Genomic DNA, 22,258 nt, shown 5'->3' on the forward strand with positions numbered 1-22,258 from the left:
AGGTGGTGTTATTGATCTTGTGCCTAAGCCGAACGGATCCTTCTCCCCCGCCCCACTGACAGCGCTGAGCGCCGCAGCCGCTGCAACAGGGTCTGCGCCGGCCCGGCCGGCGGGACCGGCACCGGTAGACAAGGACACGACGGCGGGGATCCTCTTCGGCATCGGCGCCTACGGGCTCTGGGGACTGCTGCCCCTGTACTTCTTTGTGCTGGCACCCGCCGGCGCCGTCGAGATCGTGGCCAACCGTGTGGTCTGGTCGCTGATTTTCTGCACCCTGCTGATCACCGTGACCCGTTCCTGGCGGGTGCTCGGCGCCGCGTTCCGGAACCGCACGGTGATCGGCCCGCTGTCCATCGCCGCAGCTCTGATCGCGGTGAACTGGCTGACGTATACCTACGGCGTGACCACGGGCCAGGCCGTCGAGGCCTCTTTGGGTTACTTCATCAACCCGCTGGTCTCCGTGTTGCTGGGAGTCTTTGTCCTGAAGGAAAAGCTGCGCCCGCTGCAGTGGGCCGCCGTCGGCATCGGTTTCGTTGCCGTCGGGGTGCTGACGGTCTCCTACGGCAAGCTCCCCTGGATCGCGTTGACGCTTGCGCTGAGCTTCGGACTGTACGGATTCGTCAAGAAGCGCGTCGGCCCGCGGGCGGACGCGATCACCAGCCTCACCGTGGAGACGATCGTGCTGGCGCCAGTGGCTGCGGCCACGATGATCTTCCTCGCGGTCAGCGGGGCGGCAAGCCTGGCCTCAAACGGTGCAGGGCATTTTTGGCTGTTGGTGGCGTCGGGCGTCATCACCGCCGTGCCACTGCTGTTCTTCGGCGCCTCTGCCCGCCGGCTGCCGATGACCACGATCGGCCTGCTTCAGTACTTCGCACCTGTCCTGCAGTTCATTGTGGCGCTCGTCGTGTTCAAGGAAGCCATGACGCCGGACCGCTGGGTCGGTTTCGGCGTCGTCTGGCTGGCGCTGCTGGTGCTGACTGTGGACATGCTGCTCACAGCCCGGAAGAACTCCGTGACCCGGAAACTGGCCCGCGCCGCCGCCTAGCGTTACTGCCTAGCCCTACTGCCCTGCGTTACTGCCCTGCGTTACTGCCTTGAGGGGCTATGGCCTGCGCACCACGGCCGCTGTGCATTAGTGTCATCATGAATGCACATGTTGGGGCGAAAATTGAGGATTGCTGGTGCCAGAAGAGGATCGTGAAACTCCGGGCGGGCGCGACTTCTCGTCTTTGGACTTCGACAGCAGCGGCATCTTGCGCCTCGAGTGGGCCCGGGGCGTCGTGATTGATGCCCCCAACGCCCAACTGGCCATGGATCGTGTCAATGACTTGTGCGGCGGCCGGCCCACGCCGCTCCTGATCGACATGGCCACGACGCAGTCCGTCAGCCGGGCCGCCCGGGCCGTGTTCGCCAAGCGCTGCGACGCCTCGGCAATCGCGCTCCTCGGCTCGTCCGCCGTGGACCGGGTTCTCGCCAATTTCTTCCTGGGCGTCAATTCGGCGCCGGTTCCGACACGCTTTTTCACCAACGGCGATGAGGCGGTCCGCTGGCTGACCGCGCAGGGTCATGACAAGGCCTGAGGATGACCGCCGCCTCGAGGAACTCGTGGACGGCATCGTTGTACTGTCCTCGGGCGATCTGTCGAACCGCCTGCCAGTCTCACCGGCACGGGACGGCATTGACGCCGTCACCACGGGCATCAACCTGCTGGCCGAAGAGCTCCAAAGCATGTACGAGGACCTGGAAGTCCGGGTCGCCGAGCGGACCGCGCTCCTGGAGGCGGCCAAAGCCGAACTCCGCCGCGTCATCAACACCGACGAGCTGACCGGCCTGGCCAGCCGCTCGCTGCTGCGGGAAAAAGTGGCCGACGCCGTTGCCGGGGCCGGCACCGGACACCAGCCGGCCCTCATCCTGCTGGACCTCGATTCCTTCCGGCTCATCAACGACAGCCTTGGCCATGCCGCGGGGGACGCCGTGCTGCGCGAGGCGGCCCTGCGGCTTCGCGCAGCGGCCGGGGCCGGCCACCTGATCGCACGCCTCAGCGGCGATGAGTTCGCCGTGCTCATCGCGGACCAGGACACGGAGGCCGTGCTGCAGATCGCGGCCCGGCTCGGCGAATCGCTGAAGGACAGAATCATCGCCGGCGGTGTCGCGGTGGCCCTCACGGCCGGAACCGGTGTCCGGCTGGGGGAACCTGGCCTGCGCAGCGAGGAACTCATCCGCGATGCCGACATCGCCATGCACGAGGCCAAGAAACGCGGCCGGGACACCCTCCTGGTCTTTTCCGCGGCCATGCACGAAGCCGCCAAGCAGCGCGTCCACCAGGTGGCGGAGCTGAGGACGGCGCTGGCGATGGACCAGCTCGAGCTGGAATACCAGCCCATCATGGACCTGCGCACAGGAGCCATTGCCGGCGCCGAGGCCCTGATCCGCTGGCGCCACCCCGCCCTGGGCCTGCTGGCGCCGGATACCTTCCTCGATGCCGCCGACGAGGCCGGGCTCACCGTGGAAATCGGCCACTGGGTACTCCGGAACGCCATTGCGCAAACCGGCCGCTGGAAGTCCGATCCCGGGCTTCCGGCGGACTTCAGCACGCACATCAATCTCTCCCCTGCTGACCTGCACCACGTCGATCTGGCGCCCTATGTCGAAAGCCTGCTGGCCCGGCACGGCGTGGACCCCTGCCATGTCTCAATCGAGATCACCGAAACCGCGATCATGCGCGGCGGCCCGGAAGTGGCAGCCACCATGCAGTCGCTCAATGACCTCGGCGTACGGATCGAGATCGATGACTTCGGCACGGGCTATTCGTCCATCAGCTACCTGCGCACCCTCCCGGCCGCGCAGGCAAAGATCGACAAGTCCCTGCTCGACGGACTAACCACAGACCGGCAACAGGAGACATTCGTCGCGGCCATCCTGCAACTGATCCATTCGGCCGGACTGGGCGCCGTCGCCGAGGGCATCGAGGACAGGGAGCAGGCGAACAGGCTGCGGCAGCTGAACTGCGAATTCGGTCAGGGGTACTTCTTCAGCCGTCCGCTGCCGGTGCCGGACATGACGGATCTGCTCGCGCACAAAGACGGTGCGGTCGCGTGAGCGGACCCGTTCCGGCGGGCACGGACAGAACGGGCACACGCACACTGGGCATGGATAAGGCGGCGGACACGCTCCGGCTGGTGGCCAAGGTTGCGGCACTGTCCCTGCACCGTCCCAGGCGCCCGGACCGACGCTGGGACGCCTTCTGGCGCGGAGTCTCCCTTGGCTCCCTTAGCGAACCGATCATCTGGGATGCCGCCCCCGGCGCCGGGAACGAAGAGATCCGACACCACCTGCAGGCCATGGCCAACGCGATGGATACCCGCCTCCCCTTGATCGATCTCGGCTGCGGGAACGGCGCCATCACACGGCGGCTGACCGAAATCTTTCCCTCGGTCCTGGGCGTCGACGTCTCACCTGAGGCCGTGGCAGCCGCGCAGTCCGCGCACCCGCACGTCCCCGGCCTCAGTTTCCGGCGCCTGGATGCTACGCAGCCGGCCGCGGCGGCAGGGCTCTGGCGCGAACTCGGCGACACCAACGTCTTTGTCCGCGGCGTGTTCCACGTCCTCAGCCGACGACGGCAGGCACGCCTCGCAGGCTCCATCGAGGCCCTCCTCGGCACCCAGGGACGGATCTACCTCGTCGAGACAAACGTCCCGGGCGGCGCGCTCAGCTACCTGCGGGGCCTGGGCGCCACAGGCGAGAAGATCCCCGGACCGCTCCGCCAGGCCATTTCTGCCCTGCCGAAACCGGGGCATTTCGGCACGAGGCAACGCTCGCGCGTGTTCCCCGCGGACCGCTGGACCCTCATCGCGGAGGGTGCCACCGTCCTGAAGACGGTGCCGATGGAGACCGGTGGACCGCCCGGCAGCATTCCCGCGTACTGGGCGGTCCTGGCCCCGCGGCCCCAGACCTCCGGGCCTCAGACCGCCGGGAAGGTATCCACTTGCTGGTAGTCGCGCGGGACCACGACCATCGGAACAGGGAGCGCCCGCAGCACCTTGTAGGCCGTGCTGCCGATGAACAGCTTGTACTTCTCCGCCAGACGGGATGACCCCACGATCATGACCTCGCCGTCGTCCCATTCCAGGTCGTCGATTGCTTCTTCGATCGTGCGCCCATGGGCGACCTCGACACTGACGTGGTGGCCCTCCGGCAGACGGTGTGCGGCGGCGGACAGGACGGTGTTGGCGTGGATGTGGGCCGCGTTGACGTTTTCCCCGCCGTCCCCCTCGACGTCCAGTTCCACGAGGGAGACCAGCCGAAGCGGCACCCCGCGGCGCTCGGCGGATTCGATCGCGACGTCGATCGCCGCCTCCGCTCCGACGCGCTGGCCCACGGCGAGGGTCAGACGCGTGATGGCTTCGGTCCGGCGGTAGCCGTGCGGCGCCAGTGCCACCGGAACCGGGGCGGCGTGCAGAAGGGCGTTGGCCACGTTGCCCACGGTATGGCGCTTAAACAAGCCATGGCTTGCCGCACCCACCACAATCAGGCCGGCCCTGTACTCGAGGGCGGCGTCGATCAGGCCAGCTGCGAACGATTCCGCCTGGCGGACGTGGAAGTGCGCCTCCAGTCCCTCAGGGACGAGTTCCATTCCCTGGCGTTCCGCGGAGAGGACCTGCTGCTCCGCGGCGCTGACCCGGTTTCCTTCCGGGTTCATCGCCACATAGGGCGTGTGCCGGTCCACCACATAGACCAGGTCGAGATGCGCTCCCTGCGCGCGGGCCATGGCCGACGCCAAGGCAACGGCGTCTGCGCCGCGTTCGGTGGGTGTATAGCCGACTACGTATCGCATGTATGAACCCCTTATGGGTCTGTGGCAGACGCCAGCTGCGCCCCGGGGGTTCCGGGCGACGTCGGCCGGTCTGCGCTCCTGCAGTGGATAGGAACGACTCTAGTCCAGCGGGCCCCGAAAGATGGTGACTATTGGCCCTGAGCAGCACAAACTTCTGGGCCTACGCTGGGATGGTCGAGGGGAGCCCGTCATGAACGCCATCCGCAACCGCAGGACCGGGTCGCGGACCGCGCGGGTGGGAACCCTGGCGCTCCTGCTGGTCCTGACCGCCTGCGCGCCGCCAGCCCCGCCGCCCTCGGCCGGCAGCCAGCCGCCGTCGCAGTCCCCGTCCGTCAGCGCGGCGGCCAGCCTGTCCCCCTCGGCGGCCGGCGACGCTGACGAAACGGCGCCCCCGCAACCAGGCGACAAGGTGATCTCGTCCACGGTCACCCACAACTGGTCGGTGCCGGGGCCGGCCACCCCGTTCCACACGGACCACGGAAACCCTGTGCCCATCGCGCCACCGCCGGCGGCACCGCTGCCGACGCTGCACGCGATCGGCGCGGGCCAGCACGCCTCCGACTCGCCGCCATATGACCAGCTGAGCTTCCGGTTCACCGGCGGCTTTCCCAGCTACGACGTTCAGACGGTCCCCGAACTCGTCAATGACGGCAGCGGCCTGCCCATCCCGATGCCCGGCACGGGAAGCATCCTCGAGGTGACGTTCCGCGGCGCCCAGTCGCACACTGCGGACGGCACAGCCAGCACCGTGACCAGCGCGCCAGCGCCGGCCATCGGGTACCAGGCGCTCGCCAGCTACGCCCCGGCCGGGGACTTCGAGGGCGTGCTGAGCTACGGCATCGGCGTCGGCCGTCCGATGAGCACGGTCCCGGAGACAAAGGTGCGCGTCACTGAGGTGGAGAAGATCGAACAGGGCCAGCACCTGTATGTGGTGGCGATCCAGCTGGACGCGACCGCCTGGAAGTAGGGCGGTATACGCCAACACAAGCCGGAACGACGGAGCGGCGAAAGAACGGGAACCACGAAAAGACGCAGGAGCCGCGGACGGTGTGTCCGCGGCTCCTGCGTTGTGTCGCCCGCTGTTCGGCAGGGCTGGTCTCCGGGAAGGGATTGCCTTCCCGGCAGCTCAATGGCGGTTGGCTTGGCGCTTGGCTAGGCGTTGGCCTTGATGGCCGCGGCCAGGACCGCGAGGCCGTCCAGCAGCAGCTCGTCGCTGATCACCAGCGGCGGCAGCAGCCGGATGACGTTGCCATAGGTACCACAGGTGAGGATGATGACGCCCTCCTTGAGGCAGGCTGCGGCGACGGCCTTGGTCAGCTCCGGGTTCGGCTCCTTGGAACCGGCCTGGACGAGTTCAATGGCCAGCATGGCGCCGCGGCCGCGGACGTCACCGATCACGGGCTGCTCAGTGGCGAGTTCGCGCAGCTTGCCGAGCGCGATCTCCTCGATGTGCTTGGCACGGCCGTTGAGGTCGTACTGCTCCATCGAACCGATCGAGGCCAGCGCGGCGGCGCACGCCACCGGGTTGCCGCCATAGGTGCCGCCGAGGCCGCCCGGGTGCACGGCGTCCAGGAGGTCGGCACGGCCGGTGATGGCCGAGAGCGGCATGCCGCCGGCGATGCCCTTGGCCATGGTGATGATGTCCGGGACAACACCTTCGTGGTTCACGGCAAACCATTCGCCGGTGCGGCAGAAGCCGGACTGGACCTCATCGGCGATGAAGACGATGCCCTTGTCCTTGGCCCAGTCAGCCAGCGCGGGCAGGAACCCGTCGGCAGGGACAATGAAGCCGCCCTCGCCCTGGATGGGTTCGATGATGATCGCGGCGACCTGCTCGCCGCCAATCTGCTTCTCGATCATGGTGATGGCGCGCTTGGCGGCCTCGGCACCGGTGATCGCCGGGTTTTCCTCGCGGAACGGGTAGCTCATCGGCATGCGGTAGACCTCGGGCGCGAACGGGCCGAAGTTGGTCTTGTACGGCATGGCCTTGGCCGTCAGCGCCATGGTCAGGTTGGTGCGGCCGTGGTAGGCGTGGTCGAACGCGACGACGGCGTCCCGGCCGGTGGCCAGGCGGGCCACCTTGACGGCGTTTTCGACAGCCTCGGCGCCGGAGTTGAACAGCACCGTGCGCTTTTCGTGATCGCCCGGGGTCAGGCGGTTCAGCTGCTCGGCCACGGCGACATAGCCTTCGTACGGGGTGACCATGAAGCAGGAGTGGGTGAAGTGCTCGACGGCTTCCTTCACGGCGCCGACGACGGCGGGGTCCGAGGCGCCGACGCTCGTCACCGCGATGCCGGAGCCGAGGTCGATGAAGGAGTTGCCGTCGACGTCGTGGATGATGCCGCCGTCGGCGTCGGCCACGAAGACCGGGACGCTGGACGCGACGCCGGCGGCGACGACCGCCTTGCGGCGCTCGGTCAGGGCAACGGACTTGGGGCCAGGGAAGTCGGCCTGGACGCGGCGTTTCTGCTCGAGCCGGTAGGTGATGTCATGTGCGGTGGTGGTCATGGGAAAGCCTTTCTAAGCGGGCGGTTGAGGCGCGCGAGTTATGCGTCAGGGTGAGCTAAGCAGCCGCGTTAAGCGACTGCGTTATGCGTCCAACGCAGACATGACGTGCTTGATGCGGGTGTAGTCCTCGACGCCATACATCGACAGGTCCTTGCCGTAGCCGGACTGTTTGAAGCCACCGTGCGGCATCTCGGCGGTGAGAAGAATGTGGGTGTTGATCCAGACGGCGCCGAAGTCGAGGTCCCGGCTCAGGCGCATGGCGGTGCCGTGGTTGGACGTCCAGACGCTGGAGGCCAGGGCGTACTCGACGTCGTTGGCCAGTTCCACTGCCTCGTCCTCGGTGCTGAACTTCTGCACCGTGATGACCGGGCCGAATGTTTCCTTCTGGACAATGTCATCGGTCTGCTTGGCGCCGGTGACAATCGTGGGCTCGAAGAAGAAGCCCTTCTCGCCCGCGCGGTGGCCGCCGGTCTCGATCCTGCAGTTCGCCGGCAGGTGCTCGACAACGGACGTGACCGCGTTGAAGTGGTTGACGTTGTTCAGCGGGCCGAAGTAGTTGTCTTCGTCGTTCTGCGAGCCCGTGTGCAGGGTCTTGGTGTGCTCCACCATGGCGGCGACGACGTCGTCGTGCACCGAATCCTGGACCAGGACCCTGGTGATGGCCGTGCAGTCCTGGCCGGCGTTGAAGAAGGCGAACTCGGCGATCGCCGCCGCGCTCTTCTTGATGTCGGCGTCGGCGAAGACAATGGCCGGAGCCTTGCCGCCGAGTTCCAGGTGGGCGCGTTTGAGTCCCTTGGCGGCGCCCGAGGCGACGGCGATGCCGGCGCGGACGGAACCGGTGATGGACACCAGGCCCGGGACCTTGTGCTCCACCATCATGGCGCCGGTCTCGCCGGTGCCCAGGACAACGTTCAGGACGCCGGCCGGGAAGATCTCACCAGCGAGCCGGGCCAGCACCAGGGTGGATTCCGGGGTGGTGTCCGAGGGCTTGAGGACCACGGTGTTGCCGGCGGCCAGGGCGGGACCGATCTTCCAGATGGCCATGAGGAACGGGTAGTTCCACGGGGCAACTTGGGCGACGACGCCGATCGGCTCGCGGCGCACGTAGGAGGTGTGGCCTTCGAAGTACTCGCCGGCGGACTTGCCTTCCATGATGCGGGCGGCGCCGGCGAAGAAGCGTAGCTGGTCAGCGCCCGCGGCCACTTCCTCGGAGGCGATCAGGGAGCGGACCTGGCCCGTGTTGCGGTGCTGGGCCTCCACGAGCTCGTCGCTGTTGGCCTCGACGGCATCCGCGAGTTTGAGCAGCATGAGCTGCCGCTGCCCCGGCGTGGTGTGCTTCCAGGTCTTGAACGCGTTCTTGGCTGCCGTCATGGCGGCGTCGACGTCGGCCTGCACCGAGATCGGCGCCTGCGCCACCACGTCGCCGTTGGTGGGGTTCACGATGGGCAGCAACCCGGTGCCGGCGGGGGTGACAAACTCGCCGTTGATGAAGTTCTGCAAGGTTTGAACCACGGTGTACAACCTCTTTCTTACTGCCAATGACGGATGTGTAACTGGTCACGAGCCTATGCCAGCAGTGCAAGTCAGGGAATAGGCACCTGCACACCAGGCCTGCCACACTTTAGTGCGCTTGACCAGCACCCGGCTATCCTGAATTTATGGCCATTTCACTCGCCGCCCTGCTGGGGGTTCCGTCCCTGAATCTCACCAAGGCCGGCCTTGCCGAAACCACCTGGCACCAGGACATTCTCTGGGTTGCCGTCACCGAACAGGAGGATCCGCAGCGCTTCCTCAACGGCGGGGAACTGATCCTGACGACGGGGATGCGGCTCAAGAGCGCCGCGGAGCAGCGCCGGTTCGTGCGGCAGGTCCAGCGGGCAGGCGCGGTGGGAATCGGGTTCGGGGTCGGCCTGACGCACGACGCCGTGCCGCCGGCCCTGATTGCCGAGGCCAACCGCTGGGGGCTGCCGGTGGTGGAAGTGCCGTACGAAACGCCTTTCATCGCGATCGGAAAGCTCGTGGCCGATGCCCAGTCCGCGGACCATCTGGTCAAGCTCGAGCGGCTCATCGCGGGGCACCAGATCCTGGCCCGCGCCCTGCTGACCGGCGGCGGCCTCGCCGAACTCCTGAAACACCTGGGCTCGATGCTGCGCACCGAGATCGTCCTGACCCAGTTCACCGCCCAGCTCTACAACAGCGTGTCCGGCCACCCGGCACCCAAGGCGGAAGGTTGGGCGTCCTACCCCATCCCCACGGGCCGCCGCGACGCCTGCACCCTGTGGGTGAAGCAACCCTTCGAGGACTCGGGCATTGTGGGCTACGCCCAAAACCTGATCAGTGTCGAGCTCAATAACATGGTCAAGCAGCGGCAGGCCCAGCGGGCGCTGGCCGGCCAGGTCCTCGACGACGTCATCCACGGGACGCTGGAGGCCAGCGAAGCCACCCGGCGCCTCGCCGGCGTCGGCATCAACAGCACCCGCAAGAACGTGGTCCTGCTCGCCGAATCGGCCGCCCACCAGAAACAGCTAGGGAGTTCTTCCCTGCCCCAGCCGCTCGAGGCGGCGGTCAGCGCCGTCGTCGGGAAGGACCTCGTGGTGGTGACGCCCGACGACGGCAGCGGCGCCAGCGCCAGCGCCCGCAGCCTCAGCGACCACCTGGCCGAGGCCGGGATCCACGCAACGATTGGCATCGGCGGGGCCTACACCAAGCCCAACGGCTTGCGCTGGAGCTACTTCGAGGCACGCGACGCGGCCAGCCACGGCCTGCCGGTCAATGAGCCCGAGCGACTGAGCCTGACCTCGCTGCTGCTGGCCAGCGAGGACGTTCCGCTGGCGGACATGGCCAGCGAATCGCTGAACCCGCTGCGGGCCTTTGACGTGGCGCACGGGGCCGAACTCATGGCCACACTGGAAAGCTACCTCGGCAACAACGGTTCGGTGGCGGCCGTCGCCGAGGAACTCACCCTGCACCGCAATACGGTCCGCTACCGGTTGGCGCAGATCACCGAACTCACAGGATACGACCCCGCACAGACGGCGGACCGGGTGCAGCTCTGGCTCGCGCTGGCGGTGCAGCGGCTCAGCGCCCGGCACCCGCGCTGACAACCACCGCGCCGGCACCGGCACAGCCCTCAGGAATGCGTCACGTGCCGAGATATTCGCCACTAAAGGCTGACTCCCAAACATCAAACGTCTAACGTTTAAATATGGTAAGCATGGCTAGCAGCACGGCGGTTTCCGCACTTTCCCAGACAGCCCCACCCGGCGCGGCCCGCCCGCGCGGCGTGATCGTGGCCGGCGTCGTGGCGCTCGTGCTCATCGGGCTCAACCTGCGCGCCGGAATCACCGGCGCCGCCGCGCTCTTCCACGACCTGCAGGCTGTCCTGGGCTACGGCCCGCTGATCGCAGCCCTGATCCCCTCGATCCCCACGCTGTGTTTCGCGGTGGCCGGCGCGGCCACGTCCTGGCTCACCCGGCAGCTGGGGCTGGAAAAAGCCATCCTGCTCTCCCTCGTGATGCTGGCGGCGGGGCTGCTGCTCCGCGGAGTTCCGTCCACCGGGATGCTGCTGGCCGGCACCGTGGCCGGGATGTCCGGGCTGGCCATCTGCAATGTGGCCATGCCCTCCTTCATCAGGGTGCACTTCGCGGACCGCACGTCGCTCATGACCGCCGTCTACACGTTGACCATGACCACAGGCGCCACCGTCACGGCCGTGCTGATCGTTCCGGTGGCCCAGGCCCTTGGCTCTCCCTCGGCAGGCGTCGGTTCCATCGGTCTCCTGGCCTTGGGCGCCTGCCTCGGCTTCATTCCGATCGCGGTGCACGCCCATCGCAACGCGTCGGCCGGCAAGGCCGCCCGGGTTTCCCCCTGGCCCCTGCTGCGGACCCGCACCGGGGCGCTGATCACCCTCGGCTTCACCGTGCAGGCACTCCTGGCCTATGCCGTGCTCAGCTGGTTCCCCTACATGCTGGTCACGATGGGCGTCACCGCCTCCGACAGCGGGCTCATGTTCGGACTCATGCAGCTGGTCTCCGTCCCCGCCGGCATGGTGCTGGTCGCCATCGGCTCACGCCCCCGGATGCTGCGGACGGCGTTCTACCTGGCCACCGTGACCATGGCCCTCGGCGTCCTGGCCATGCTGGTCCTGCCAGCTGCTTTGGCTCCACTGACCGCGGTGCTGCTGGGCTTCGGTCTCGGCATCTTCCCGCTGGTCATGGTGATGATCAGCCGCAGTGGCCGCACCACGTCCGAGACCACCGCGCTGTCCACCGTGGCCCAGTCCGCCGGGTATCTGCTCGCGACCCTCGGGCCGTTCGGCATGGGCCTGCTGCACAGCGCCACCAACTCCTGGACGCTGCCCCTGGCGCTCCTGCTGGCAGTGGCCCTCGGCCAGATCGCGGTAGGCCACCTCCTGTCGGCGGGACCGAAGGAGCTGCGGGCCAAGGAACTGCGGGCCAAAGAACTGCGGGCCGCCGCGCACTCGCCCGAGGGAACTGGGTACTCCCCCGAAGGAACACGGCGATGACACTGACTGCCTCGCACCGTCCGCCGTTGGCGGAGGAAATCACGGCCAAGCTGCGGGCGCTGATCCACTCGGGCGAGTGGCCGCTGCAGCAGCGCATTCCGGCCGAACCTGAGTTGATGGCCGCGTTCGGGGTCTCCCGCGGCACGCTGCGCGAGGCCATCAAAGCGCTCGCCCACAGCGGCATGCTCGAGGTCCGCCGCGGGGACGGCACGTACGTCCGCGCCACGAGCGAGATCGCAGGCGCCACGCAGCGGATGTATGAGGACCACTCCCAGGAGCACATCCTCGAGGTCCGGGTCGGGCTGGACACCCAGGCGGCCCGGCTCGCTGCCCGCCACGCGACGGCAGACGACCTCACCTCCCTGCGCGGTTTGCTCACCGCACGCCGTGTCGCCTGGTTGGCCGAGGACTATCCCGCGTGGGCCCGCGCCGATTGGGATTTCCACGTGCGCGTAGCGCAGGCGTCCGCCAACCCGCTGCTGCATGAGCTGTATGTCAGCTTCGGCAGCGTTTTCCACAATGATCTGCTCCGCCAACAGCGGCGGGGAGGCTTCGACGGCCTGCCGCTCGAGGGCCACGACGAACTCGTGGCCGCGATTGCTGCCCGGGACGAGGCTGCCGCCGTCGAGAGTGTCACCCGGAACCTGAACTCCTGCGCGGAATGGCTCCAAGAGTAGCCCCTAGGGTTTTCCCAAGGTGGCCAGAAGATGCTCTGTCTCAGTGGCGGCCGCCACTCGCGCACCGGCCTCGCGGCCAGGCTCGCGATCACGCGGATTCCCGTCATCGTCGGCGTCAACGCCGACTCCAGACGGCCGGTCCCTGCGCCCAGCAGCAGGGGCCGGCTCGGCTGTGGCGCGTGGTTCCGCGGGCACGTCGATAGGGTCTTAGTGCCGTAGACCGGTCTCCGACCTCGGTCAACACTAAGAGTGGTAGGACGCTATACGAAGGTGCCCGCGACAGGGTGCCTGCATTTCAGGTCCAGTCCCGGGGACGAACGTGCAGCCTCATCGAATGACAGTCTCGTCGGGTGTCAGTCTTGCCGGGTGTTGTGATTGCCTCAGCAAGTACGCCGCGAGGAGGTCGATGGTGGGCAAGAAGAAGAAAAAGACCAAGAGCGCCGACGGACAGGACGAGCAGGCCGGCAAGAAGATGCCCCGCAAGAAGTACGAGGCGGAGATGGCCGTCCTGCAAGGTGAGCTGGTCGCCATGCAGGAGTGGGTCAAGGCCACCGGAGCCAAGGTCTGCATCGTCTTCGAGGGCCGGGACACGGCCGGCAAGGGTGGAACGATCAAGCGCATCGTCGAGAGGGTGAGCCCCCGGGTGTTCCGTGTGGTGGCTCTCCCCACCCCGACCGAGCGGGAGAAATCCCAGATGTACCTCCAGCGCTATATGTCGCACTTCCCGGCGGCCGGCGAGGTGGTCATCTTCGATCGCAGCTGGTACAACCGTGCGGGTGTGGAGCGCGTGATGAACTTCTGCACCCCGGAGGAGACCCAGAGGTTCCTCAACTTGGCCCCGATGGTTGAGAAGGCGATGGTCGACGCCGGAATCATCCTGATCAAGTACTGGCTCGAGGTCAGCGCTGACGAGCAGACCCGGCGGCTCAAGAGCCGCATGGATGATCCCCGCAAGACCTGGAAGTTGTCTCCGATGGATCTCAGGTCCTACAAACGGTGGTACGACTACTCCCGGGCCAGGGACGCCATGTTCGAGGCGACCGACACCGCCTGGGCACCGTGGTACGTCGCGAACAACGACGTCAAGAAGCGCGGCCGGCTCAACATCATCAGCCACTTGCTAAGCCAGGTGCCCTACGAGCCGTTCCCGGGGCTCGACGTCGAACTCCCCAAGCGTCAGAAGTCCGACGACTACCGTGAACCCACGCTGGCTGTCCGGCACATCCCGACACCATTCTGAGCAGCGTCCCGGCGATGAGGAGGAAGTCATGACCGACAATCCCGGAGCGGCAGCAGAGTTGGCTGCGACCGACGTGGACACGACGTGGTACGCGCTGGCCCCCGCGGAGGTGGCGGCCGAGCTGCAGGTGGACCCGGCCAGCGGGTTGAGCGCGGCAGAGGCGGAGCAGCGGCTGCAGGAGTACGGGCCGAATGCCCTGGCCGCCGCGAAGCCGGAACCGGCCTGGAAGCGGTTCTTCAAGCACTACCGGGACTACATGCAGATCGTGCTCGTGGTCGCCGCCCTGGTCAGCCTGCTGATCGAGGAGTACGGGACCGCCATCGGGCTCGCCTTGCTGACGCTGTTCAACGCGTGGTTGGGCTATCACCAGGAAGGCAAAGCCGAGGCGGCCGCCGCCTCCTTGGGGAAGATGATGAAGTCGATGGCGAAGGTGCGCCGCGACGGTGACATGGCGGAGATCCCCGCCGAGCAGCTTGTGCCGGGCGACATCGTGGTGGTCGATGCCGGTGACCGTGTCCCTGCCGACGGCAGGATCATCCTGGCGGCGACCCTCCAGATCGAGGAGGGCGCACTGACCGGCGAAAGCGTCGCCGTCGAAAAGGACACGGCGGCCATCAGCCGGCACGAGGTCGGTATCGGAGACCGCGTGAACATGGCGTTCATGAACACCAACGTGACCCGGGGCCACGGCGAGATCCTCGTGACCACCACCGGCATGGGGTCAGAGGTCGGCCACATCGCCCACATGCTGTCCGGCCAAAAGGAGGAGAAAACCCCCCTCACCAAACAGGTGGACCGGCTCACGATTTTCATCATCATCGCGGCCCTCTTCGCGTTCGTCGCGATCGTGGTGATGGGCCTGGCACAGGGCGAGACTTTCGCGGTGCTCTTCGGGATCGGCGTGGCCCTGGCGGTCGGCTCGATCCCGGATGCGCTGCCCGCCGTCGTCACCACCATCCTGTCGGTGGGCTCGGTCAACATGGCCAAGAAGAACGCCATCATGAAGGTCCTGCCGGCGGTCGAGACGCTGGGTTCCACATCGGCCATCAATTCCGACAAGACCGGCACCTTGACCCTGAACCAGATGACGGTGCGGGAATTCGTGACTGTGCAGCACCACTACACGGTCAGCGGCGAGGGCTACAGCTTCAACGGCCAGATCCAACGGACCACCGGCGACGCCGAACGTGACCTGGACTACGTGATGTTCCCGTGCGCGCTGTGCAACGACTCCGATATCGAGGACGGCGAAGTGATCGGGGACCCCACCGAGGCGGCGCTGTACGTGCTCGCGCAGAAAGGCGGCGTGGACGTCCGGGAGTTCCGCAGGAACAATCCGCGGGTGGCGTCCGTGCCCTTTGACTCCGACTACAAGTTCATGGCCACCTTCCACCTGATGCCCGGTGCCGATGGCAGGCCCGTGATCCGGGCCTACGTGAAGGGCGCACCCGACGTCGTTCTCAACAGGTCCTCGTCCGGGCGGATGCCGGGCGGACGCACCGAGACCCTCACCGAGGAAATGCGGGGGAAAGTGCTGGCCGCGAACGAACGCATCGCCAGCCAAGGCCGGCGGGTGCTCGCCCTGGCGCAGCGCGAGTTCGACCCCAGGACGTTCCAACCGTCGGGCGATCTGATGGCGCTGATGCAGGACCTGGAAATTTCGGCGCTGATTGGCGAGGTAGACCCGCCGCGCGCCGAGGCGGTGGCTGCCATCGCCAAGGCGAAACACGCCGGCATCCGGGTCCGGATGATCACCGGCGACCATGCCATCACCGCGGCGGCAATCGCGGACGAGTTGGGCATCCGCGGGCGCGCCGTCACCGGTGCCGAGTTCGCGGCCATGAGCGACTCCGAGGCCGACAGCCAGGTGGACGGGATCGGGGTGATCGCCCGGGTGGCGCCGGAGCACAAGGTCCGGCTGGTCGAGGTGCTCAAGCGCAAGGGCAACGTGGTCGCGATGACCGGCGACGGCGTGAACGACGCACCGGCCATCGCCGCGGCCGACATCGGGATCGCGATGGGCATCACGGGCACCGACGTCGCCAAGGGAGCGGCGAAGATGATCCTCGCCGACGACAACTTCGCCACCATAGTGACCGCTGTCGAGCAGGGCCGGCTCGTGTACGACAACCTGCAGAAGTTCATCCGCATCCAGGTGGCCAACCTGTTCATGTTCATCCTGGCCTTCATCGGCTCGTCGGCGTTCGCGATCGCAGGCACAGCGCTGCTCAGCCCGGCGCAGGTGCTGTGGATCCACATGGCGATCGTGGCCCCGATTGGGGCCGTGATGGGCCTGGACCTCGCGACGCCGGGCATCATGGACCGCAAGCCGCGGCCGTTCAACCAGCCCATCATCGTCCGGTCGATGATGGTGCGCCTGTTCGTGGTCGGGCTGTTCATGGCGGCCGCCACGCTGGTCCTTGTGCAGATCGGCAAGGCCAGCTACGGTTCCCTGGAGGTCGGGCAGACCATGGCCATAGTTGGCCTGGGGCTGATGAACATTGCGGTCGCGCTCAACCTGCGTTTCCCCGAGGAAAGCGCGTTCGGGCCTTCCACCCTGTCCAACCCGAAGCTGCTCTGGGCTTTCGCTTGGGCATTTGTCGGCTCGATGCTGATCACCCAGATACGCGTACTGCAGGAACTGTTCGGCACCCTCCCGCTCACCGGAGCGCAGTGGTTGATCTGCTTAGTGCCGGCCGTGGTGCTGCTGCTTCTTGGCGAACTGTTCAAGCTGATCCTGCGGGCCGTGCACGCGGGCGAACAGGCCAAGATCCAGACTGCGTCCGTACCTGCCTGAGCTCGTCTGCAACGTTGAGGGCCGGAACGCGATGTTCCGTCCCTCAACAGTTGCGGCTTCGCCCCGCGTAGAATCGGCGCAAAAGGCACAATGCCGCGGGCACAACACCGTTTCACCGGACCGAATGAGGATTAGCAGCATCGACATGGCAAAAGAAGACTCCGGGATCGAAGCCGCCCTCGGCGACGCCGCCGACGCCGCCGAGGCGGCGTCGGACAGCATCTGGCTCGACGTCGTCGCACGTTCGGGGTTCGCCGTGATGGCACTTCTTCATATTGTGATCGGGGCCATCGCCGTCGCGCTGGTCCTGGGCGCGCCCGGCCAGGCCGAACCCACCGGCGCCATCGAACAACTCGCCGCCAACCCGTGGGGTCCGGCCGTGATGTGGGCGGCCTGCATCGCCTGCGCAGGGCTCTCGCTGTGGCAGCTGAGCGAAGCGACCCTCCGGGCCCGTCACCTTCCGCGCGGCGAGCAGCTGGGCAAACTCGTTTCCTCCGGCTTCCTCGCCATTGCGTACGGGAGCGTCGGGCTGAGCTTCGCGGGCTTCGCACTCGGCCAGCGCGGCGATTCGGGCGACTCGACGCGGGACTTCAGTACCGCCCTGGTCCAGTCCCCGTTCGGGGCGCCGGCCCTGGTGGGCCTCGGGCTGACCATCATCGGGATCGGGGTGTACTTCATCGTCAAGGGCTTCGGAAAGAAGTTCAAGGAGGAACTGCACCACTTCGAAGGGACCCACCGCGGAAGGCTGATCAGCTTACTCGGAGTCACCGGCCACGCCGCGAAAGGGCTGGCGCTGATCCTTACCGGGCTGCTCTTCGTCATCGCCGCGGCAACCAACAACCCCGGTTCTTCCACCGGTCTGGACGGCAGCCTCAAGGCACTCCGGGACCACCCCTTCGGCCCGTACCTGCTCCTGGCGATCGGGGCAGGGTTCATCGCCTACGGCGTGTTCGCCCTGGTCCGGGCGCGCTTCGGCCGGATGTAGCGGCGGCGCGGGCGTAGCGACCCCAGATGCAGCGGGCGGAATGGGCGCACTAGCCCGCTGCCTTCCGCAGCGGAACCACATCGCCTTCCTGGTACAGCAGGGCGCGGATCTCGGACTCGGCGGAATCCGGCCGCTTCGGGTCGATCGTCTCCCCCGCGGCGAAGTGGTCCAGCAACCGCGGATCCACATAGCTTTTCCGGGCGATCGACGGCGTGTTACCCAGCACGGCGGCGGCGTCCTGCATGGCGCGGCTCACCGCGCTCTTGCGGGCCGAGACTTTCGGCTGCGGGCCGCTCTGCGCCAGGCTGACGGCTGCCGCCGCCGTCCCCCGCAGGGTCCGGAAGTCCTTGGCAGTGAAGTCCTCCCCCGTGCGCTCCTTGACGTATTCGTTGATGTCCGCGCTGGACACCGGATGCCAGCTGCGGCCGTCCTTGTACGCCAGCAACCGGGCTTTGCCGCCGCGCCGCTTGAGCTGGCGCACGACGGCGGCGAGGTCGGCGTCGTCGATCCGCGACTCCCAGGTCTTGCCGCTCTTGGCAGGAAAACTGAGCCGGAGTTCGTCCTTGCGCACCTTGACATGGGCGCAGAGCAGGGTTGCGAGGCCGTGGCTGCCGTTTTCGTTCGTGTAGCGCTCCGAGCCGACCCGCAGCGACCCGCTGTCGAGCATCCGGAAAGCGGCCGCCAGCACCCGTTCCCGGGTCAGCCCTTCGGAGCGCAGGTCCATGGTTACCAGACGGCGTGCGGCCGGCAGGGTCTCGGCCAGCTGGAGCGAACGGTCGAACTTCAGCCGGTCCTTCCGCTCCCGCCAGCTTGGGTGGTAGATGTACTGCCGTCGGCCCACCGCGTCGACTCCCGTGGCCTGGATGTGCCCGTTGTCGTACGGGGCAATCCAGACGTCCGTCCAGGCCGGCGGTATCCCGATGCCCTCCAAACGCTCCCGCACGGGTCCGGGCGGCAGGGTGGACCCGTCCAGGTCCTTGTAGCTGAACCCGGTCCCGGCGGGGACCCGGCGGTATCCGCGGCCGGAGGCGTTGCTGTGACGAAGCCTCATTGGCCGGCCTCGGGCGAATCGTGCTCATCCATGACGGTAAGCCTACTGACTACCGCCCGGGTTTCCACGCACAGCAACAAAAACGGGGTCACTTCGCGCCCATGATCCCGCCGGCGGGGATCGATGGACGCGAGGTGACCCCGCGTTGTTCTGCGTGGACGCTAGACCTCGACGGCGGCGCCGCGGGAGATTTCCACCATGTCCTCGCGGGGCACCACCTTGATGCGCTCGCGCTGGACGGTGACACCGTGCGACCCGCCGGCCGCGGTGGCCTTCTCGCCGAGGGCGCGCTCGTGCTCGTCCAGGGCCAGCCAGCCTTCCCAGCTGGTGTACTCGACGCCGCGGCCCGCCAGGAGTTCCACGATCGCCTCGGGGGCGGGTGTGGCGGCCTGCGGCAGGTTCTCGCGGTCCTCGAGCAGGTAGGTCACGGTTTCGAGGGCGTCGCCCTTGGTGTGGCCGATCAATCCCACCGGCCCGCGCTTGATCCAGCCGGTCGCGTAGATTCCCGGCACGTGGGTGCCGGCGGCGTCCAGGACGCGGCCGCCGTCGTTCGGGACAACGCCCTTGCTGTGGTCGAACTCGACCTCGGGGAGGGCGGAACCAAAGTAGCCGATGGCGCGGTAGACGGCCTGGACCGGGTAGTCGACAAACTCGCCGGTGCCGCGGGCGTTGCCGGTGCCGTCCAGTTCGGTGCGCTCGAACTTGATCCCGGCGACGCGGCCGGGAGCCTCGGCGCCGTCGTACACCTCCACCGGGCTGTGCAGGAAGTGCAGGTGCAGCCGGCGGGACGCGGTGAGCTCGGAGAGGTCCTCGGGCTGTTCGGCGATCCAGTTGGTGAGCGTGCCCACCATGGTCTTGGTCTGGTTGTTGCTCTGGATCTGCCGGTCGGACTCGGCGTCGAACTCGAAGTCCTCGGCGTAGAGGATGATGTCGACGTCCTTGGAGTGCGAGAGTTCGCGCAGCTCCAGGGGCGTGAACTTGACCTGGGCGGGGCCACGGCGGCCGAACACGTGCACGTCCGTGACGGGCGAGGACTTCAGCCCGGCGTAGACGTTGTCCGGGATTTCGGAAACCAGGAGGTCGTCGGCGTGCTTGGAGAGCATGCGGGCCACGTCCAGGGCCACGTTGCCGTTGCCGATCACGGCGATTTCCTTGGCCTCCAGCGGCCATTCGCGGGACACGTCGGGGTGGCCGTCGTACCAGGATACAAAGTCGGCGCCGCCGTAGGAACCCTCGAGCTCGATGCCGGGGATGTTCAGGTCCGCGTCCTTGATGGCGCCCGTGGCGAAGATGACGGCGTCGTAGTGGGTGCGGAGGTCATCGATGGACAGGTCCGTGCCGTAGTCCACGTTGCCGAAGAATCGGATGTCGCCGCGGTCCAGGACCTTGTGCAGGGCGTTGACGATGCCCTTGATGCGGGGGTGGTCGGGGGCCACGCCATAGCGGATCAAGCCGTAGGGCGCCGGGTAGCGGTCGAAGAGGTCGATGCTGACGGTGAGTTCGCCGCTCTTGACTGCCTCGCTCTTGGTCAGGATGTCCGCGGCGTAGACGCCGGCGGGACCGGAGCCGATGACGGCGACGCGCAGCGGGCGGGCGGCGGTTCCTACAGGGGTGTTCGTTGACACGGCTGTGTTCCTTTTTCTTCTGCATCCGTTGCTCCACAACCGCCCTTTTGGGGCTTGATAACGGCAGTTATGGAGCAATCGACGGGCTTTACGGGGTCAGTACGCGGGTCTTGGTGATGCGCGGAGCGTTCGGGGTGATGGTGCTGTAGTCCGCGGTCTTGAAATGCGACGGCGCGAACGGGCTGACGCGGACCACGTCGCCGATCACAATCACGGCGGGGTTCGCGACGCCGGCGGCCTCCGCTTGGTCCGCGATGGTCCCGAGGGTTCCGATGGTCACCCGCTGGTTCGGCAGGTATCCATTCTCTACGATGCCAACAGGCGTCCCCGGAGGCAAACCGGCGCGGGCCAGGGAGGCTGCCGAATCGCGCAGCTGGCCCACACCCATGAGCAGGATCACAGTGTGGTCCGCACGGGCGGGGACCTCGGAGAGTTCCTCGTGGCCGGTGACCACGCTGAAGCCCTTGGCGAGCCCGCGGTGTGTGACCGGGATGCCGGCGGCGGCCGGGACGGAAATAGCCGACGTGACGCCGGGAACCACTTCGACCTCGACGCCGTGCTGCCGGCAGAATTCGGCTTCCTCGCCGCCGCGGCCCAGGACGTAGGGGTCGCCGCCCTTGAGCCGGACCACTCGCTGGCCCTGCAGGGCTTCTTCGACCAGGATGCGGTTGATGCCGGCCTGCGGCACCGGATGATGGCCTGGGGTCTTGCCGACCTCGATCACGCGGACGTCGGGGGCCAGTTCGGTTAGGAGTTCACGCGGGCCGAGCCGGTCCGCCACCACGACGTCGGCCTGGCCCAGGAGCCGGCGGCCGCGGACGGTGATGAGTCCGGTGTCGCCGGGACCGCCGCCTACGAGGGCCACCGATCCGGCGGTTGCGCCTGTGCCGGAAACACGGTGCCGACGCAGCGGCAGGTCCCCGGTGTCCAGGGCGGTGGCGACGGCGTCGCGCAGTGCCATGGCGCGGCGCGGGTCGCCGCCGGCGTTGACGGCGATCTTGACGTCGTCCACCACGGCGACGGCGGGGGTCCAGGCGGCGGAGGCTTCGTGGTCGGAGGCATTGACGCACCAGATGCGCTGCGCCTCGGCGTCGGCCGAGACCTGCGCGTCCACGGCGGCGTCGCCGGTGGCGGTCTGGACGAACCAGACGCCGTCGACGTCGGAGGGGCGGTACAGGCGGGGCTCCCAGTTCAGGAGCCCTGCGTCGGCAAGTTCAGCCAGCGCCGGGCAGGCGAGCGGTGCCACGACGGTGACGCGGGCTCCGGCGTCGAGCAGCCCCTTGGTGCGCCGGGCCGCCACCGGCCCGCCGCCAACCACCAGCACGGGACGGCCTAGGAGGCGCAGCGCCGTGGGGTAAATGTCCTGAATTGCCATGCATCGACGATAGGGCGGCGTCACAGAGCGGAACAACGGTGCGGAAACACCAGTTCACGCAAGGTAACGCCACGTCACATTATTGGCGGGCTTTCGTGGGCAGGCTGGGAGCGGTCCGGGGGCACTTTGACGGCCGGAGCAGTCATCTCGGGCCAGAATGACGGCGTGTCCGTGTCAAGGTGCCCCGCCCCGCAGGAGCGCGGGCCTCGGCCTACTTCACGGCGATGAGTTCAACCGGCCGGATGTCCGGATCCTTGGCGAGCAGGGACGGACCGTGTTGGCCGAGGGCGGCAGGAATGGCCCCGTTGAGGTGGGCCTGCCGGTCCTCCTCGGTGTCAAAAGTGTCGAAAATGCCGAAGGTGTTCTCGTTGACCCGGAACGCGTACCAGGTCCTGGTGCCCGGCTCGGTGAGCACTATCTCGCGGCCCCCGTTCAGGAAGTCCCAAACTTCCTGTTCCTTCCCGGGCTTGGCCTCGACCAGTGCCAGCAAGCCAAATTTCGGTGCCACGGTTACCTCCTGAACAGTTGCGGGATGGGGCCGGACGCCGGCCTTGTCGTGAGTCTAGGCACGCAGTTTCGGCGGAACAAGGGGCTTCGAAGCCAACGGCTGCGGCACACTGACGTGCGGCTGACAAACGGGC

The 22,258-nt window shown here is 67.5% G+C and carries 18 protein-coding genes; 11 read left to right on the forward strand and 7 right to left on the reverse strand.

The window, feature by feature from the left end:
- Nucleotides 1–19 precede the first annotated feature (19 nt).
- From rarD to M2428_RS13085, 4 genes are all read left to right on the forward strand, one after another.
- A complete protein-coding gene (gene rarD / locus M2428_RS13070) occupies nucleotides 20–1,045 on the forward strand; it encodes an EamA family transporter RarD (protein ID WP_277526368.1) in 1,026 nt (341 codons plus the stop codon).
- Nucleotides 1,046–1,175: 130 nt separating this feature from the next.
- A complete protein-coding gene (locus M2428_RS13075) occupies nucleotides 1,176–1,580 on the forward strand; it encodes an STAS/SEC14 domain-containing protein (RefSeq protein WP_277526369.1) in 405 nt (134 codons plus the stop codon).
- A complete protein-coding gene (locus M2428_RS13080; RefSeq protein WP_277526370.1) occupies nucleotides 1,567–3,099 on the forward strand; it encodes an EAL domain-containing protein in 1,533 nt (510 codons plus the stop codon). The genes M2428_RS13075 and M2428_RS13080 overlap by 14 nt, the downstream gene beginning before the upstream one ends.
- Before the next feature lie 50 nt (nucleotides 3,100–3,149).
- The gene (locus tag M2428_RS13085; protein WP_277526371.1) at nucleotides 3,150–3,995 is read left to right on the forward strand and encodes a class I SAM-dependent methyltransferase; all 846 of its coding nucleotides are present in this window, start codon (nucleotides 3,150–3,152) and stop codon (nucleotides 3,993–3,995) included.
- Here the strand turns inward: M2428_RS13085 and M2428_RS13090 are convergent.
- Complete coding sequence (locus M2428_RS13090; protein WP_277526372.1) at nucleotides 3,962–4,834, reverse strand: universal stress protein; 873 nt, start codon at nucleotides 4,832–4,834, stop codon at nucleotides 3,962–3,964. The two genes, M2428_RS13085 and M2428_RS13090, sit on opposite strands and share 34 nt — an antisense overlap.
- A gap of 190 nt (nucleotides 4,835–5,024) precedes the next feature.
- Here M2428_RS13090 and M2428_RS13095 point away from each other — a divergent pair, with 190 nt between their 5' ends.
- On the forward strand, nucleotides 5,025–5,801 hold the full coding sequence (locus tag M2428_RS13095; RefSeq protein WP_277526373.1) for a hypothetical protein: 777 nt from the start codon (nucleotides 5,025–5,027) through the stop codon (nucleotides 5,799–5,801).
- A 185-nt stretch (nucleotides 5,802–5,986) separates the two neighbouring features.
- Here the strand turns inward: M2428_RS13095 and gabT are convergent, their stop codons facing one another.
- Nucleotides 5,987–7,342, reverse strand: a complete 1,356-nt coding sequence (gene gabT, locus M2428_RS13100; protein WP_277526374.1) for a 4-aminobutyrate--2-oxoglutarate transaminase — start codon at nucleotides 7,340–7,342, stop codon at nucleotides 5,987–5,989.
- 81 nt (nucleotides 7,343–7,423) lie between these two features.
- Nucleotides 7,424–8,854: a gamma-aminobutyraldehyde dehydrogenase gene (locus M2428_RS13105; protein WP_277526375.1), complete on the reverse strand. Its 1,431-nt coding sequence runs from the start codon at nucleotides 8,852–8,854 to the stop codon at nucleotides 7,424–7,426.
- A 146-nt stretch (nucleotides 8,855–9,000) separates the two neighbouring features.
- Here M2428_RS13105 and M2428_RS13110 point away from each other — a divergent pair, with 146 nt between their 5' ends.
- From M2428_RS13110 to M2428_RS13135, 6 genes are all read left to right on the forward strand, one after another.
- Entirely contained in the window at nucleotides 9,001–10,443 is a 1,443-nt protein-coding gene (locus tag M2428_RS13110; RefSeq protein WP_277526376.1) for a PucR family transcriptional regulator, read from the forward strand.
- 113 nt (nucleotides 10,444–10,556) lie between these two features.
- The gene (locus M2428_RS13115) at nucleotides 10,557–11,867 is read left to right on the forward strand and encodes an MFS transporter (RefSeq protein WP_277526377.1); all 1,311 of its coding nucleotides are present in this window, start codon (nucleotides 10,557–10,559) and stop codon (nucleotides 11,865–11,867) included.
- Nucleotides 11,864–12,544, forward strand: coding sequence for a FadR/GntR family transcriptional regulator (locus M2428_RS13120; protein WP_277526378.1), 681 nt, complete (start codon nucleotides 11,864–11,866; stop codon nucleotides 12,542–12,544). The genes M2428_RS13115 and M2428_RS13120 overlap by 4 nt, the downstream gene beginning before the upstream one ends.
- Before the next feature lie 406 nt (nucleotides 12,545–12,950).
- Entirely contained in the window at nucleotides 12,951–13,784 is an 834-nt protein-coding gene (gene ppk2, locus M2428_RS13125) for a polyphosphate kinase 2 (protein WP_277526379.1), read from the forward strand.
- Between the two features lie 28 nt (nucleotides 13,785–13,812).
- A complete protein-coding gene (locus tag M2428_RS13130) occupies nucleotides 13,813–16,581 on the forward strand; it encodes an HAD-IC family P-type ATPase (RefSeq protein ID WP_277526380.1) in 2,769 nt (922 codons plus the stop codon).
- A gap of 145 nt (nucleotides 16,582–16,726) precedes the next feature.
- The gene (locus M2428_RS13135) at nucleotides 16,727–17,566 is read left to right on the forward strand and encodes a DUF1206 domain-containing protein (RefSeq protein ID WP_277526381.1); all 840 of its coding nucleotides are present in this window, start codon (nucleotides 16,727–16,729) and stop codon (nucleotides 17,564–17,566) included.
- A gap of 49 nt (nucleotides 17,567–17,615) precedes the next feature.
- Here M2428_RS13135 and M2428_RS13140 read toward each other — a convergent pair whose 3' ends face one another.
- The 4 genes from M2428_RS13140 to M2428_RS13155 all read right to left on the reverse strand — a co-directional run bounded on the left by M2428_RS13140 (nucleotide 17,616) and on the right by M2428_RS13155 (nucleotide 22,125).
- Nucleotides 17,616–18,617, reverse strand: a complete 1,002-nt coding sequence (locus M2428_RS13140) for a DNA topoisomerase IB (protein ID WP_277526382.1) — start codon at nucleotides 18,615–18,617, stop codon at nucleotides 17,616–17,618.
- 161 nt (nucleotides 18,618–18,778) lie between these two features.
- A complete protein-coding gene (locus M2428_RS13145) occupies nucleotides 18,779–20,242 on the reverse strand; it encodes an FAD-dependent oxidoreductase (protein WP_277526383.1) in 1,464 nt (487 codons plus the stop codon).
- Between the two features lie 88 nt (nucleotides 20,243–20,330).
- The gene (gene cobA / locus M2428_RS13150; RefSeq protein ID WP_277526384.1) at nucleotides 20,331–21,617 is read right to left on the reverse strand and encodes a uroporphyrinogen-III C-methyltransferase; all 1,287 of its coding nucleotides are present in this window, start codon (nucleotides 21,615–21,617) and stop codon (nucleotides 20,331–20,333) included.
- 211 nt (nucleotides 21,618–21,828) lie between these two features.
- On the reverse strand, nucleotides 21,829–22,125 hold the full coding sequence (locus tag M2428_RS13155) for an antibiotic biosynthesis monooxygenase (protein ID WP_277526385.1): 297 nt from the start codon (nucleotides 22,123–22,125) through the stop codon (nucleotides 21,829–21,831).
- Nucleotides 22,126–22,258 lie beyond the last annotated feature (133 nt).

The sequence above is a fragment of the Arthrobacter sp. ES3-54 genome (genome assembly GCF_029504395.1).
GTDB lineage: Bacteria > Actinomycetota > Actinomycetes > Actinomycetales > Micrococcaceae > Arthrobacter.

Coding starts and splice junctions, on each gene's coding strand:
- M2428_RS13080 (WP_277526370.1), top strand. CDS start 1,567: ATGACAAGGCCTGAGGATGACCGCCGCCTCGAGGAACTCGTGGACGGC.
- M2428_RS13085 (WP_277526371.1), top strand. CDS start 3,150: ATGGATAAGGCGGCGGACACGCTCCGGCTGGTGGCCAAGGTTGCGGCA.
- M2428_RS13090 (WP_277526372.1), bottom strand. CDS start 4,834: ATGCGATACGTAGTCGGCTATACACCCACCGAACGCGGCGCAGACGCC.
- M2428_RS13095 (WP_277526373.1), top strand. CDS start 5,025: ATGAACGCCATCCGCAACCGCAGGACCGGGTCGCGGACCGCGCGGGTG.
- gabT (WP_277526374.1), bottom strand. CDS start 7,342: ATGACCACCACCGCACATGACATCACCTACCGGCTCGAGCAGAAACGC.
- M2428_RS13110 (WP_277526376.1), top strand. CDS start 9,001: ATGGCCATTTCACTCGCCGCCCTGCTGGGGGTTCCGTCCCTGAATCTC.
- M2428_RS13115 (WP_277526377.1), top strand. CDS start 10,557: ATGGCTAGCAGCACGGCGGTTTCCGCACTTTCCCAGACAGCCCCACCC.
- M2428_RS13120 (WP_277526378.1), top strand. CDS start 11,864: ATGACACTGACTGCCTCGCACCGTCCGCCGTTGGCGGAGGAAATCACG.
- ppk2 (WP_277526379.1), top strand. CDS start 12,951: ATGGTGGGCAAGAAGAAGAAAAAGACCAAGAGCGCCGACGGACAGGAC.
- M2428_RS13130 (WP_277526380.1), top strand. CDS start 13,813: ATGACCGACAATCCCGGAGCGGCAGCAGAGTTGGCTGCGACCGACGTG.
- M2428_RS13135 (WP_277526381.1), top strand. CDS start 16,727: ATGGCAAAAGAAGACTCCGGGATCGAAGCCGCCCTCGGCGACGCCGCC.
- M2428_RS13140 (WP_277526382.1), bottom strand. CDS start 18,617: ATGAGGCTTCGTCACAGCAACGCCTCCGGCCGCGGATACCGCCGGGTC.
- cobA (WP_277526384.1), bottom strand. CDS start 21,617: ATGGCAATTCAGGACATTTACCCCACGGCGCTGCGCCTCCTAGGCCGT.